Source organism: Dyadobacter sp. BE31 (assembly GCF_031457695.1).
GTDB lineage: Bacteria > Bacteroidota > Bacteroidia > Cytophagales > Spirosomataceae > Dyadobacter.
In genome coordinates this window covers 1,665,216-1,679,259 of record NZ_JAVDXA010000001.1, presented here as the reverse complement: position 1 = coordinate 1,679,259, position 14,044 = coordinate 1,665,216, and the positions used below count along the sequence as shown (strand labels likewise).

Here is a 14,044-nt window from a genome sequence, read left to right as displayed (position 1 = left end):
TATGAAAGCAAAATCAGTCAAAGAGATTGAAAAACTGTTGAGTCCAATTTCTGATGCGGAAACAATTGAGGTTAATTTAAAGCAACTTTTGTTGGTTTATCGGGCAATAGAAGACTGGCGAGGCTTCTTTCATAACCCGATGCACTACCCAACGGTAGAAGATGTATCTAAATATCTAGGGAACAGAAGGAGTGGGATGTACGCAGTAATGGACCATATTTATATGAAAACATTCGAACAGCTACTTCCTAGCGATATAGAGGACAGGTTGGAGGAGTTGTTGTAAGAAGACGCTACAGGCGGCGCAGCGAATGAATGTCGCCGCATTGTCCTTGCATCCGTTCGATTGTCCATCAGTTTTTTATTTGATGATAAATCAATTTTCAAAGCAGTGCAATCGCCTTTATAACTCAAAGTAAAAATTGGCGGGTTTACCCCTTGGCTGCAAAGCCTCAGGCGGTTTAAGGAGCGGCGGCAGCCGAAGGCGCCTAGCCGCGGTAAATAGCCTGGGGTTTTGTAGGCGGCAAATTTTGCTTTGTAACTTTTGTTGCGCTGAGTTGCAAACGCTTATATTTCGGCCCGAGTTGAATGCTAGAGACCTAAAACGTACAGACATGGCGATTCTTACATTGCACAGTGATCACTACGACGATATTGAGGATTTGATAGCATCTGTCAAAAGCGAGTTTAACGTGAAATTCGATAATGACGATTTTGTAAGCGTGAAGTCTGTTGGGCAGCTTTTTGATGTCATCGTTAACAAAGTGCCGTTAAGCAATTCTGAAACCTGCACGTCTCAGCAAGCATTTTACAAGCTTCGTGAAGCATTTAGCAATTTGGATTCTGTTTGCCCGATACAGCCAGCAACTCCGCTAGAAGACCTCCTGCCAAGACAAGGCCGCATTTCGACAGTCAAAGCGCTCGAACGGGAATTAGGAATGGCTCTCAATATATTGAGTCCGCCTCAATGGCTATCAAACATAATCTGGACGGCTGGGTTTGTTACGATAGGAGGGCTATTCTATGATACGCGAATCTTCTTGCCCTTACTCTTGGCTGTCATATTGATTGGAAAAATAGCTTATCAGTTTGGTAAAGAGTTGGATCACGTGACCGTTGCCGATCTCGCAAGACATCTTACCAGAAACAATTATTTGGTAGCTAGACGAAATCCAGACACCATTAACCGAAAAGAGCTCTCGCAAATTTTACTGGACAGGCTGAACTTGAATTATGACGAGGAAGGCAGGCTCGTGATGGAAACTGCGATAGGGTAACCTCTTCGGGATTTTTGATCCAAAATCCCATTAGGACTATATTGCTTGCCCAATGCACTGCCATTGAAGACGCACCATGTGCGGTGATCAATATATGTAATCCCGTACAGCATCCCTTCATAGTTCTGCCGTGTCACTGCCTTGATGCCGTCCTTTTCCAGAATGCCGAATAGCATTCATTGGCAGATCTGTTCATGAGCGTTAATATACCTATTCTAGCACCCCGAATATTCAGGCCGGAAAAGTCCATTGAGAGCGATGATTGTTTTCTCTGTAATGACCCTTCCGTCTTGCAGTTTGATGTAAGGTTGCGGATCGTTTGTGTGGATCTCATCTATGATGCCCTCTGCCCGTTCGAGCCCGTTGATGTCCAATATCATTTCCGCTTTTGCTCCACGATTTTTGCAGTCTGTCAACATTTCGAGAAAACTCTCGTTGACGGATAATGTCGTTCGTAAGTCCATTTTGTAAGTGAGAATGTTTATATTTTTAACATCGTCTGTAACACAAAAATGCCCGGCACTTGTGTTTTTTAACGAAAGTCGTTCATTTCTCGCTTTTGTACACGATAATAACGGTTCTTCCCTTCATCTTCCCTTTCCTCTTTAAGCGAAAAGGTGCGAAGCAGCCAGCAATACCTTGTATCGCTGGGCTCCAAGTGACATGGGGGTTCGACATTTCGACGATCTTTGAAAGCTATCGCCTACACTAAAATTTAGACACCTTTGTTCTAAAATGACCTTTCCCAAAATGCTCAGTTCTTTCGCCTTCATTGTCTGTTTCAATGGATTTGAATTCTATTTTTCCAAAAAGACTATCTCCAACAACATACTTGGGTTTATCCAATGTCAGTTTTTGGTATACGATCTTGTGTGTCGGCTTTACCTCCCACGGAATAATGTTGTCTGTTGCAAGGTATGCTTCCGTGTAGAATGTTTTGTCTTTGTAGTTGATTATAAAGCCTTGTCCACCGAAACCGTTGCCGATTCCGATTTTAATCGATAAAGTATCGGTGTTCCAGAAATAGGCTCTGCAATTATTGTACTTTGCATATTGGGTGTCACTGAGGTCAATTCGCTTGCCAGAGAAGTACGAGACATTGCTTGTCCTCCTTGCGAGTGGATCTCTATCGTCAAGTGCTGAAAATATCTCCTTTTCCTTGTCAAGCTGTTTGTAAATCGAGTCTTTAGAAAGATTAGCATCGATTGTGGCGTCGTCCCATTGATCTGTGGTTTTGTGGCCCGAGCAGTTGGATAACAATGGCATCATCGCTGAGAGAAGGAGAATACTTGCAAGTTTGGTTGTTAGTGGGCAGCGCATGGCTTAGTGTATCGGAAGTAAATGAAAATCAAAAGTGAATATATATAATTTAATTATATATAATAAAATTTACTTCCCGATTTCTTTTTACAGCTCTGTCTACTTGAGACCTTTTATCGACTTTATAATCATTGACAGGGTTTTCGACTTAGGAGCATCGCCCAGCCATGTCTCCATGACTTTTGTATCGAGCTCTTGCAAGTCATCTTCATCAATTCTCAAATTTTCGATGAGATATTCAGTAGCGGACTTCGAGCTATTTAGCTTTACGCCTATGGTAGTCACTACTTTATCAAATAGAGCTTTCTCCGGCGAAGCAATAAGAATATGTTGTTCATCTCCAAGTTTAAGGTTTCGAATCCCGAAGCTGTAATAGGGCAATGGCAGCCGCGCGAAGCTAAATGCGCCTATCGAGGTGATTAACCGCTCGGCACGTTTTGTGGTCGCTGAGGTCACTTCATATACTCGCTCAGGAATTAACCCGTAAAAGGATAGGGCACTGTCAAAGGATACATAGCTCGGGCCGAACAGATGGTTTGCGAGTAGGAATGGCTCCGGGCGAAAGGGGGAAAGCTTTTTAGTAGGCATATATAGGCCATCTCTCACGATTTCCAGAAGCCCGGCAGATAGCAGCTCATCGATTTTATGATTGGGCTCCTTGTGATCTTTGAGAAGCGATGCCAGCAGCTGCCGGGTAAGCGGTTGATTAGAGTGGCTTCTGATGCTTTGTAGGAGATTCATGACAGACTTTATATTATAGGTCTTTTAGATCACTAGCAATCTTACGATCTGGTCAAGGGATTTTGACTCAGTCCAAAGGTTCATGGTGGAAGACTTAAATGGTAAAAGCAATATAATGCTTAGTGGAATTTTAACCGCTTGCCAGTCACCCGAAATTATCCTTTGGGATTGTGCGACTGCTCACGAGCTGTAAACAATGTTGATTATTTTCAACATTATTTATATTTTTGTTTGTAATAATCAACATTATGCAGACTAAAAAGCAAGTCGTGCTACCCAGATTCCAGAAAATTCTGGAACAGCTGGGTGAAAATATCAAACTAGCTCGCAAACGGCGGAAACTCACCACTATTCAGGTATCTGAGCGGGCGGGGATTGATCGTACAACATTGTACCACATTGAGAAAGGTAACCCGAGTGTATCGATAGGAGCATATTTCAATGTTCTGCGCGTCCTGGGTTTGCAAGACGATTTTCTCAAATTGGCGGCTGACGATGAGTTGGGAAGGAAATTGCAGGATTTGAAACTGATTGGCAAGTCTTAGTATGGCAGACCGGACGGACATTTATGTTTATGCAGATTGGATCGGCATGGCAGGGCCAAAACTTATCGGGACGCTCTCCGCGCAACAGGCGAAGGGCAGGAAATCATTTAGCTTCACATATAACGGAGACTGGATCGCTTCTCATGAACAATTTCTGCTTGATCCCGACATCGCCTGGTTTGGCGGAGCGCAGTATCCTAACCAAAAGGAGAATTTTGGCGTGTTTCTCGATTCTATGCCGGATACCTGGGGGCGCACGCTTATGAAGAGAAGGGCGTCCATCCTAGCAAAGCAAAATGGAAAGCAGGCACCTACCCTGTATGATATAGATTTTCTACTAGGAGTCCATGACGAAAGCCGAATGGGAGCATTACGGTTCAAACTTGATCCGGACGGCCCATTTTTAGACAATGATCCTGTATCGCCTACGCCGCCCTGGGCGACCATTCGTGAGCTTCAACATGGAGCAGAGCTCATAGAATCCAATGAAGACACTGCGGAAGTGAGAAAATGGCTGGCAATGTTGATGGCACCGGGCTCATCTCTGGGTGGGGCAAGACCAAAAGCCAACATCCTTGACGAGAAGGGGCAGCCCTGGATCGCTAAATTTCCCTCCAAAAACGATACAATCGATCGGGCAGCATGGGAGTACTTGGCTTACCGACTGGCGATAAATGCAGGAATCGAAATGGCCGAAAGTAAATTGGAGCATGTGGCGGGAAAGTATCATACTTTCTTTACGAAGCGATTCGACCGGGAAAAGAGCTCGCGCATTCATTTTGCCTCTGCCATGACCATGACAGGTAAGAACGAAGAACTGATTCGCGACGACCTTCCTTCCTACCTCGATATAGTCGAATTTATACAGTTTTCAGGAGCTAACGTAGCCGAAGACCTAGCCCAGCTATGGCGGCGATTGGTATTCAATATACTCATATCGAATACGGATGACCATCTGAGGAATCATGGTTTTTTGCTCACTCCCGCAGGATGGAGGCTTTCGCCAGCTTTTGATATCAATCCCTCAATTGATAAGGATGGACTTGCGCTGAATATCGATATGGACAGCAATCAGCTTGATTTGGATCTGGCTAAGCAGGTTGGAGTTTACTTTCGCTTGGGGGAGAAGGAGATGGATGGAATTATAGTGGAAGTAAAATCAGCCGTGGCTGGATGGCAGAAGTTGGCAGGTGAAATTGGAATAAGTCGTGGCGAGCAAACGTTGATGGCTGCGGCGTTTCGGATTTAGTATTTATGGTTTACACAAATAGAACCAGGATGGACCAGTGAAAGCAGTATTGAATCCTGTTAAGTACTTGATTGTCAATTTTTTTTGCTCGTGTCTTTATCAGATATGGGATAAAGGGCTTGTAAGCTAGTAAATACTTAGGCCAGAAGGGGGGCAATCAATATTCATATAATCAGATTATAGGTAGTAAAGTAAAATTGTATACTTTTACATTTAACCTCCTCAAAAGCATAATGAATTATCTAGAATCAATTCAGCAGGGTCTGGATGCGCAAAGAAAGCACACTGATATTGCGCGAAAAATTTTCATAACGCATCCCACTTCGGCGTTTATAGAAAATGAGGAGAAGCAATTCGACATACTTGATGAAGTAAGTCAATTCTTTAAAATACCTATCACTCATGTTCATGTAGTTGGTTCCTCAAAGATTGGCCAAAGCCTACACAAAAAGACAAAATTTACCTTAGGGAAGTCAGACCTTGATATCGCGCTAGTTGATTCAAATCTATTTATATATTACTCAGAGATGATTTACACGATTACTCGCGGTTTTAACGATCTTAGTAATTTTTCTCTAAATAAGAACGGAGTTTCAAATTTTGAAGAGTATTCGCAATATCTGTTGAAAGGGATTTTTAGACCTGATTTAATGCCATCCTGTAAAGGAAGGGCTGACTGGCTGTCTTTCTTCGGTAAGTTGTCGAGAAAACACTCCGCATTGTTCGGAGGAATTAATGCTTCGATTTATCTTTCGCAACATTATTTCGAGGTGAAGCAAATTTCAACAATAAAAAATTATATCAAACTTCAAAATGGTGGACTATAGAGTTAGGTCTGTATCATTACTTAATCTCGTTAATGATATTCGTAATGAGCTGCTTATTCCCGATGCATACTTTCAAAGAAATCTCGTTTGGCGCGAAATTCATAACAAAGATTTTATAAAAACGATCTTGCTGGGGTTTCCATTTCCACAGATATTTATTTCAAAAGGGAAGGTAGATGTGATAAATATGACTACGGTCTCTTGTATCGTCGATGGACAACAGAGAAGTAACGCGATTATTAAGTTTATCGAAAATGAATTTGATGTTGATGGTCGATATTTTGACAATCTATCTCCCGATGAAAAATCGGCGTTTTTGAAGTATGAGATAGCAGTAATCGAGCTGGATATTGAGAATGATGATCCGAAAGTTCAGCAAATTTTCCAGCGAATAAATCGTACATCTAATGCGTTGACAGTAATTGAAAAGTTGGCGTCAGAGTACTCTGTTTCTGAATATATGCTCGTTGCTAAGCTTTTGTCGGACCAAATTGATTTGAATGGAAATGAGCAGGATTATGAGGATTTTAGAGAAGATCCGAATATTCCAAAATCTTTTTATACATGGGCTCGGGCACAGAAAGTATCAAAATTTGTTAGCTTAATAGTCGACAAAAACATATACAACCCCAGAGATATTGCAAGAAAGGTTCACTTAATGCACGTCTTAAATATGATGACATCAGTGCTTGCAGGATTTTTCAATAGAAATGAACTTTCTATGAGATTTCTTGAAGACTACACAGTAGACTTTGTAGAAAAGGAATTAGTTGTTTCAAAACTTGAGCGTTCCGCTGATATCATTTTAAAATTAAAATTGAAGGTGAAGTCCTATTGGCATAACAAGGCAAATATTTTTTCTTTAATTGTTGCGCTTGCTAATAATCTGGATGATATTGACATGTCTAAATTAGAAGACTTTAAAAATGCGCTTGCAGAGTTTGAAGCCGACATTCCGGCTGATTTTCGACTTGCTGCTACCGAGGCAGTTAATAATAAAAAGGAGCGAGAACTGAGGGACGATAAAATTGTTGCAATGATTCAGGAGTCCTTCGTCTAATCTTTGGCTGTAAAAGATATTGTGTTTCAGGGGATTGAGCCAGGAATTGCGAGCTTACGTGGTACGGCGGTGAGTCTCAGTTTGCTCGTTAACGCAACTGATATGGTTGGAGAGACATGGGGTGAATTTCGCTGCGCTTTCTCGCATCAGCTGATTTATCCTGTGGTTTATAATTGTCCTAATCAGGCAGATCAATTTCAACGCAGTGCAATCGCCGTTATTACTCAAAGTAAAAAGTGACGGGGTTTACCCTTGGGCTGCAAAGCCATTGGCGGTTTAAGGAGCGGCGAGGGCCGGGCGCCTAGCCGCGGTAAATAGCCTATGGATTTGAAGTCGTCACTTTTTGCTTTGTACCTTTCGGTGCGCTGAGACGCAGAGGGCGTTACCGGCGGTCTTACTTATTAACAGTCGAGCGCCCAGAAAGCCAAGGTTTCAGCACCTTCGTAACCTGCGGCATCACACCCCATGTCAATAGCCCGACCATGCACCCAGCCACAATCAAAGTCCTGAATGCAGGATGCAATCCCTGAATGTATGGACCAATTACATAGGTCAAAAACAAACTGGTAGGATACACACCGCAAAGCGTAGCCACCGCCATTTTCCACCTCGGCGGAGGAACGGGAGAGCGGAACCAGGCTTCCAGGCCAGTAAGCTCCCGGTAGATCGGTTCTTCCGTCAACGTCGATGCATAGGCCTCCCAATCTTTAAATAGCTTCGAGTTGTAAAAAGCATCCCGCTCAGCCTGATCGGCGAAAGTCCGTAATATGCCAATTTCCCGGTTTTCGCTGCCAGGCAAAGCAGTCATCATTGCTGCTCCGTGGACACCGCCATGCAAAAATGAATCACCAAGAAAGCGCCGAAGCGCATCTTTGAATTCTTCTTCTTTTCCGGGAAGGACTTTGCGAGTAATAGCGACGTGAATGGGCATGGGGTATTGTTGAGTTTTGAATTCGAGTAAGCATAAATATAATCAATGAGGGTTCTCGCATTACACTCCGTAAATCGCTTCACGTCAAAATCCCAGCGAAAACCCTCTCTGCTTTTTCTTCTTCGGTTTTCTGAGCTCCTGAGGAGTATAGCCATTATCCTGTAGAGGCGAAAACAGCGCATCTACTGCCGTCCTGCCGTTTTTGATTTGACCTACTGAACTTGCTTGTTGAGTATTTTGCTGATTTTCGGCCTGCTCCGCATTTTTACCGATCATTTGAGATCTCTGCTGGTGAAGAGAAAGATCAGTATCCCTGCACCATTCTGTAATCCCTTTCGCGCCGAATTCCTTTCCCAAAGCACTGCCATTGAAAACGGCTTTGCTGCGATGGTCTATGAAAGTAATGCCGTAGAGAGCTCCCTGCTCATTTCTGCGAAGCACCATATCAATTCCGTCCCGGCGCAAATTTTTGCTCAGACCAGGTAGCGTCGGATTCTTTTGACCATACATAACCAAACTGATGCTGTTTTTGATATTTCGATGTCCAATTTGACGGGTAACCTCATTTTCGACAAACAGTTTTTGGAGATTCTGCTGTGTCGGCTTAAAGTGAAAATCACTTGCTTTGATCGGAACGCCCACTTTGTTCCCAGCCTTGTCGAGTACCCGGTAGAGAATTCCTTTATTTTTCCTGATCTTCGACTCTGGGGATCCGATGTCAGCGGCTACATTATATAGGTTGAGCACAGCATTCAATTCTCCAATCGTGGTGAACTTATAGTCCTTGATAATCCTGCTTAGCACATTTGAGATAGCCTTCTTTGTTTCCATCTTCCCATATTCAACTTTGATGCTGACCGGCTGTATACGGAATTCTTGCGCATTTCTTTCCTGTGCTTTCACCAGTCCGAAACCAATCTCAATTTCCTTTCTGGTTTTCTCAGATTGGTTCCTGCCCAGGTTATGTAGCGAAATCCGACTCCCGTCGGCCTGAATGTTCGTTGTGACAATATGTACGTGCGGGTGACCTGCGTCCCGATGCTCGTAGACAAGCGCCGGTTGTTTTTCGAACCCGATGCCTTTCAGATAGGCTTTTGAAATCTCGGCCAGTTTTTCCTTGTCAAACTTTTCGGAAGGATCGAAGTTCAAGGAGATGTGAACCGTGTTGACCTTTGTCCGTTTGTTTAATGCGAGCTGCCGTTGAATCCGGTTCAGTTTCTGCTCGAAGGTGAGCGCGTCGGCGTCTTTTGGATAGTGAAATGCACTGATGCATTCGGCTTGTCCCTGTTTCAGCTTGTTCTCATTGTAATGCAGTACCGCCCGAAGCCGACTGCTGGTGTGAATCACTGCAACCATCGATCCGCCAGTTTATCGGTTTGCGCTTTGATCTGATCCAGCATTGAAAACAAGAATGTCTTTTCGACTTCATAACTGGCGATCCAGTTTCTGAACTCGGCAATCTGGTTGATGCTATGCAGGCGCTTGGTCGCTTGGTTAAAGTTGTTGCCAAGCCGGTTGAGCTCTTCGCGTAATTCGGAGAGCTCGGAAATCATTTGGTCTTGCGAGGCGTTTCTTTCGACCACGGTAACCGGCCTGTTGAAGATCAAAAGCCGCAAAAATTCACTTAATTTCCGGCACGTGGTCCGGCCGCGTTTGGCTTCCAGGTTAGCATATTCTTTGGGCGTCAGCCGGAAGATTACAAGCTTTGTCTTGTTCGATTTTTCTTCTTTCATCACGATCCTATCTACACTTTCAAACATTAAAACTCCTTCACAAACCTGGACCGACTTTGGAGGGGGAAGGCCAGATCGGGTGCGCAGCAACCGGCGATTGTATTACAATCGTACATCTGGCCAGACGCGCAAAGCAGGCGGCTCATTTGGATTTTGGGTTTCCGAAACTTTGCTGTTGTGCTGTTTTGTGAAGCTAGTTGATGGAAGCGAGATTTACCTATGCTGAGTAAATTTGACCTAGGATCAAAAGCTTTGATGATTGCTGATGGGCTGTTTGAAAAAAGTCGAGTTTGGTCGAAAAAAGTCGAAAATGGTCGAGTTTTTTCGAAGGGATAGTTTCCCGAGGCGGTTTGATGGCCTTAGTAAAACTTCTCTATCTAAAATGGACCCGGTTGTGACCGCTGGAAACTACTCATCAACACTATCAGCCAACAGGCATTCGAAATATCCATCGGTCTATATATACTTTCCCTAACAAGGATATTTCCGGACATTCATATCCAGTCGAACTTAGATACTGCAAATGAGGAAGTTTACATTACTCCTATTGAGCACAGCCTGTTTGCTCATGTATGTGCAATCTGCAACTGGCCAGAATCACAACAACCGTGCAGATCATATCGATCAGATGCTAGTCAAGCTCAAGTTTAATGGGTCAGTGCTGGTAGCCAGACGTGGAGAAATTATTTACGAGAAACAACTGGGTGCTGCCAATATGGAGTTTGACGTCCCGATTTCTAGGGATACAAAGTTTGAAATTGCCTCACTCACAAAACCATTTACCGCTATACTCACCCTCCAACTTGCGCAGGCTGGAAAACTGAATTTGGAAGACAGGCTGACAAAGTATTTTCCAGAACTTAGGCGGTCAGACGCGGAAACTATTACTATTCGGCATATGTTGTCCCACACTTCCGGCATTCAAGATTATGTTGGGATTTCTCCCGAGTTTGCCAGTTGGTCTGATAAAAAGGTGGTCGAGGAATTGGAGAAGGCAACCGTATCCTTCATTCCAGGGACTAAATTTCAATATTCGTCGTCGACATACATACTGCTTCGGATTCTGCTTGAAAGAGCAACTGGTAAATCATATGAACAGCTGCTTGAAGAACAAATTCTGACACTTGCTGGTATGACTGAAACGGGGGTTATTCATAATCAAAAAGTTATTAAAGGGAAAGCAGCGGGATATATTCGAACTAATGACGGGGTCAAAGGTGCATATCCTATTTTAAACCATGAGTTGTTTGTAGGAGCAGCTTCGGTATATACGACTGCGAACGATTTGCTTAAATTTGATCGCGCCTTGTATAGTGGGACCCTGCTGAACAATGAATTTCAGAAATTGATGTACACCCCTGTCCAAAAGCCTTACGGCTACGGCTGGTTCATAAAGGAAACCGATGGGCGAAATAAAGTAGTATCTCACGGTGGCGATACGTTCGGGTACACAAGCTTATTGCAGCGGGTGCTGGATTCGGAAACCCTGATTGTTGTATTAAGCAACATTCAATCGGTGGACCGAGATGCGATACTGAAGGTTTTGGAAGGATTGCTTTAGAGAATTGATGACCAGAATGATGAGGATCTACTCGCCATTTCTCATTCATCTGGAAACTGCGCAACCTTAGTTAGGATAGGTAGTCCGCCTCCATGATATCCGGAATCGGGGTAACTTTTAATCCATTTCGATCCGTCAGAATCCAAATAGTAGACATTCCAATCACTATCACCTCCCACGTTGACAAGAGTTTCCAGTTTAAGCTCGAGTCTTCTTCCCGTTAATACGATGTCAGGGGATCTGTTGTAGATGACAGAAAAGTTTGTTGCAAATGCCGGTAGGCAAATATCTATGTACCAGTCCTTTGGAATTTCTGGGAACGTCTCGTGGAGTTTTTCTAGAAATTCAGCCCACCCAGGCAGATCCTCACTGATAGAAAGAACCATGTCCTCATGGACGATATCCATGTCAATTCTATCTATTGTGATTAAATCTAACTTGAAAACACTGATTTGCGAAACAGCACTCCATTTTACTTCAGACGAAAACTCTTTATAGATAACCGTAAAGCCGTCAGAATCATAACGGAATGCACTGCTTTCACTATTTATCAGTTTTGTTGGATCCAGTAAAGTCCGATTCTGTTTATTGCCAAAAGAGCCAGCAATTCTTGACAGAGTCCCTTTAAGCCATTTCAGCATAAGACGTTAGCTAAACTATAACTGAGAAAATACCAGATTCAGATGAAATCTTGTCTTCTGCACAAGTATGTGCATTCAAACGGATGCAATTTTGTATAGCATACTTGAATATTCATTATGTTGGGCAAAGAGGCTTTTTCCTGAAAGTTACTATTTGTTGTATTAAGTATATGTCGCCAAGATATCTGCTGAGATGCTTGGGGCAGATGATATCGGACTGATCTGCGGGCGCGTTGATCAGGATACTGAAATTCATCCATCAAATAATGAACTTCGTCGGAAAAACCAGCACGATTGACCAATGGTCTGCCGGTAATCTTTTACTTTTCCGCCTTCATTGATTACGACACTGATGGTGAGGCAAGTAAGCGGCTTTAACGTAAAGCATATTTTCATCTTTTCTTCGTTATTGTATGCATTATGTCAGATGCTACTGAGCAACATCGTAATGCAGGACGATTTATGGGAAAAGTTTGCCATCCAGTTAACGGCCCATTATGTTGTGGTCCTGACAATGTGTGTGGCGGACTACAACTTGTTGCTATTCCTGAATAAACATATACCGTATTCTAAAAATATATTGTACCGCATCATAGCCGACCTGGCGGGGCTGACTTTGATATCTCTTGCGCTGCTATGGGTTTTTGATTTTATGATCTATAATATATTGCTTGTACCCCCGACGGGGCTGCCTCCGTTTGCAACCAAATTTGCATTGGGAATGCTCACCAATGCGCCGATACTGCTAGTCTTTGAGCTGATACATTATTTCCGGTCCGAACAAAAGGCGATCGCCGACTCTGAAAAGGCGAAACGTGAAGTGCTGTTGTTTCAGCATGAGACATTAAAAGCACAGATCAACCCGCATTTTTTGTTCAATTCCCTCAATGTGCTATCATCGCTCATATACCTGAACCCGAAGAATGCCAATAAGTTTACCAAGGCGCTTTCTAGAACTTATCGCTATGTGCTTTCCCTGAACCAGCAACCTGCCGTGACGGTCGCGGAAGAAATGGAAGCGCTTGACTCGTACATTTTCCTGATGCAGATGCGGTTTGAAAACGCTTTCACTTTTAAGGTTCATCAATCGGGTGGGATTGAAAACAATAAAATTGTTCCGCTCACCATGCAGCTTCTTATGGAGAATGTGTTCAAGCACAATATTGCCACCGAGGAAGCACCTTTGGATATTCAGATTACGATTGGAAACGAACATATTATCGTGGAAAATCAGGTACGACCGTCCAGCAACGCAGACAAAAGTGGTATCGGACTAAAATACCTGAAAAAGCAGTATCAACTATATGGTAAGGAAATTGCTGTCGAGCATACCGGCAATCAATTCATTGTGAAAGTCCCTTATATTGAGCCATGAAATACCTGATCGTAGAAGACGAACGGTTTGCCGCCGAAGAGCTGAAACGCATGATGACCGCATTGCGCCCAGGTTACGTTTTGGAGAAACGGACCAAGACTGTCATTGAAACCATAACCTTCCTAAAAACAACAAAAGTTGATCTGATACTCTTGGACATCAGGCTCGCCGATGGCAGTTGTTTTGAGGTATTCAACCACGTTGAGGTGAAAACCCCGGTTATATTTACAACTGCTTATGACGAACATGCGATCAGGGCGTTCAAGTTAAATAGCATCGACTACCTGCTCAAACCTTTTGAAGAAACAGAGCTGGAATCGGCACTCATCAAATTCGAGCATATTTTTCATAACCATTCATTTCAACCGGATTCCAGCAGCTTCAAATACCTGTTGCCAGCCAATACGAAGAACCGTTTCCTGATCTCAAAAGGGGAAAACTATCATTATATTGAAACGACCGATATCGCTCATTTTTACAGCGAGGAAGGCGTGGTTTTTCTGCATACGTTCAACGACAAACGTTACATTGTCAACTATACGCTGGATCAGATTGAACAGCAGCTCGATCATCAGTTGTTTTTCCGAGTTTCGCGCAACTGCATCGGCAATGTAAAAGCCATTGAAAATGTCGTCAAATATTTCAACAGCCGCTTACAGCTTTCGTTTTCACCGCCATGCCCGCACGAAGTGCTTGTGAGTCGCGTGCGCGTGCCGGACTTTCTGAAATGGATGGACGGCGTTCTTGAATAGCCGATAACCGGCATTCGAAATTCCATTTGCTG

The 14,044-nt window shown here is 43.4% G+C and carries 17 protein-coding genes; 10 read left to right on the top strand and 7 right to left on the bottom strand.

What is annotated here, in order from left to right:
* Nucleotide 1: 1 nt before the first annotated feature.
* Both J2Y43_RS07030 and J2Y43_RS07025 read left to right on the top strand, forming a co-directional pair.
* The gene (locus J2Y43_RS07030) at nucleotides 2-286 is read left to right on the top strand and encodes a hypothetical protein (RefSeq protein ID WP_309980641.1); all 285 of its coding nucleotides are present in this window, start codon (nucleotides 2-4) and stop codon (nucleotides 284-286) included.
* A 328-nt stretch (nucleotides 287-614) separates the two neighbouring features.
* A complete protein-coding gene (locus J2Y43_RS07025; RefSeq protein WP_309980642.1) occupies nucleotides 615-1,277 on the top strand; it encodes a hypothetical protein in 663 nt (220 codons plus the stop codon).
* A gap of 215 nt (nucleotides 1,278-1,492) precedes the next feature.
* Here J2Y43_RS07025 and J2Y43_RS07020 read toward each other — a convergent pair whose 3' ends face one another.
* The 3 genes from J2Y43_RS07020 to J2Y43_RS07010 all read right to left on the bottom strand — a co-directional run bounded on the left by J2Y43_RS07020 (nucleotide 1,493) and on the right by J2Y43_RS07010 (nucleotide 3,338).
* Nucleotides 1,493-1,741: a hypothetical protein gene (locus tag J2Y43_RS07020; RefSeq protein WP_309980643.1), complete on the bottom strand. Its 249-nt coding sequence runs from the start codon at nucleotides 1,739-1,741 to the stop codon at nucleotides 1,493-1,495.
* Between the two features lie 244 nt (nucleotides 1,742-1,985).
* Complete coding sequence (locus tag J2Y43_RS07015) at nucleotides 1,986-2,597, bottom strand: hypothetical protein (RefSeq protein ID WP_309980644.1); 612 nt, start codon at nucleotides 2,595-2,597, stop codon at nucleotides 1,986-1,988.
* 99 nt (nucleotides 2,598-2,696) lie between these two features.
* A complete protein-coding gene (locus tag J2Y43_RS07010; protein WP_309980645.1) occupies nucleotides 2,697-3,338 on the bottom strand; it encodes a hypothetical protein in 642 nt (213 codons plus the stop codon).
* Between the two features lie 269 nt (nucleotides 3,339-3,607).
* Here J2Y43_RS07010 and J2Y43_RS07005 point away from each other — a divergent pair, with 269 nt between their 5' ends.
* The 5 genes from J2Y43_RS07005 to J2Y43_RS06985 all read left to right on the top strand — a co-directional run bounded on the left by J2Y43_RS07005 (nucleotide 3,608) and on the right by J2Y43_RS06985 (nucleotide 7,259).
* The gene (locus tag J2Y43_RS07005; RefSeq protein WP_309980646.1) at nucleotides 3,608-3,883 is read left to right on the top strand and encodes a helix-turn-helix transcriptional regulator; all 276 of its coding nucleotides are present in this window, start codon (nucleotides 3,608-3,610) and stop codon (nucleotides 3,881-3,883) included.
* Between the two features lies 1 nt (nucleotide 3,884).
* Nucleotides 3,885-5,132 carry a HipA domain-containing protein gene (locus J2Y43_RS07000; protein WP_309980647.1) on the top strand — a complete coding sequence of 416 codons (1,248 nt, stop codon included), beginning with the start codon at nucleotides 3,885-3,887 and terminating at the stop codon, nucleotides 5,130-5,132.
* Nucleotides 5,133-5,365: 233 nt separating this feature from the next.
* Complete coding sequence (locus J2Y43_RS06995; RefSeq protein ID WP_309980648.1) at nucleotides 5,366-5,959, top strand: hypothetical protein; 594 nt, start codon at nucleotides 5,366-5,368, stop codon at nucleotides 5,957-5,959.
* Nucleotides 5,946-7,019 (top strand): DUF262 domain-containing protein, encoded by a 1,074-nt coding sequence (locus tag J2Y43_RS06990; RefSeq protein ID WP_309980649.1) that lies wholly within the window; start codon nucleotides 5,946-5,948, stop codon nucleotides 7,017-7,019. Before J2Y43_RS06995 ends, J2Y43_RS06990 begins: the two co-directional genes overlap by 14 nt.
* A gap of 3 nt (nucleotides 7,020-7,022) precedes the next feature.
* Entirely contained in the window at nucleotides 7,023-7,259 is a 237-nt protein-coding gene (locus tag J2Y43_RS06985; RefSeq protein WP_309980650.1) for a hypothetical protein, read from the top strand.
* Nucleotides 7,260-7,413: 154 nt separating this feature from the next.
* Here J2Y43_RS06985 and J2Y43_RS06980 read toward each other — a convergent pair whose 3' ends face one another.
* The 3 genes from J2Y43_RS06980 to J2Y43_RS06970 form a co-directional block, all read right to left on the bottom strand.
* On the bottom strand, nucleotides 7,414-7,950 hold the full coding sequence (locus tag J2Y43_RS06980; protein ID WP_309980651.1) for an antibiotic biosynthesis monooxygenase: 537 nt from the start codon (nucleotides 7,948-7,950) through the stop codon (nucleotides 7,414-7,416).
* Between the two features lie 84 nt (nucleotides 7,951-8,034).
* Nucleotides 8,035-9,306 carry a relaxase/mobilization nuclease domain-containing protein gene (locus J2Y43_RS06975; protein WP_309980652.1) on the bottom strand — a complete coding sequence of 424 codons (1,272 nt, stop codon included), beginning with the start codon at nucleotides 9,304-9,306 and terminating at the stop codon, nucleotides 8,035-8,037.
* The gene (locus J2Y43_RS06970; protein ID WP_019941598.1) at nucleotides 9,294-9,683 is read right to left on the bottom strand and encodes a plasmid mobilization protein; all 390 of its coding nucleotides are present in this window, start codon (nucleotides 9,681-9,683) and stop codon (nucleotides 9,294-9,296) included. The genes J2Y43_RS06975 and J2Y43_RS06970 overlap by 13 nt, the downstream gene beginning before the upstream one ends.
* 568 nt (nucleotides 9,684-10,251) lie before the next feature.
* Between J2Y43_RS06970 and J2Y43_RS06965 the strand changes: the two genes are divergently transcribed.
* Entirely contained in the window at nucleotides 10,252-11,244 is a 993-nt protein-coding gene (locus J2Y43_RS06965) for a serine hydrolase domain-containing protein (protein ID WP_309980653.1), read from the top strand.
* Between the two features lie 41 nt (nucleotides 11,245-11,285).
* On the opposite strand, the gene J2Y43_RS06960 is transcribed toward J2Y43_RS06965, so the two are convergent.
* Nucleotides 11,286-11,885, bottom strand: coding sequence for an Imm27 family immunity protein (locus J2Y43_RS06960; protein ID WP_309980654.1), 600 nt, complete (start codon nucleotides 11,883-11,885; stop codon nucleotides 11,286-11,288).
* A gap of 427 nt (nucleotides 11,886-12,312) precedes the next feature.
* Here J2Y43_RS06960 and J2Y43_RS06955 point away from each other — a divergent pair, with 427 nt between their 5' ends.
* Entirely contained in the window at nucleotides 12,313-13,260 is a 948-nt protein-coding gene (locus tag J2Y43_RS06955; protein ID WP_309980655.1) for a histidine kinase, read from the top strand.
* Nucleotides 13,257-14,012 carry a LytTR family DNA-binding domain-containing protein gene (locus J2Y43_RS06950; protein WP_309980656.1) on the top strand — a complete coding sequence of 252 codons (756 nt, stop codon included), beginning with the start codon at nucleotides 13,257-13,259 and terminating at the stop codon, nucleotides 14,010-14,012. Before J2Y43_RS06955 ends, J2Y43_RS06950 begins: the two co-directional genes overlap by 4 nt.
* Nucleotides 14,013-14,044: the final 32 nt, after the last annotated feature.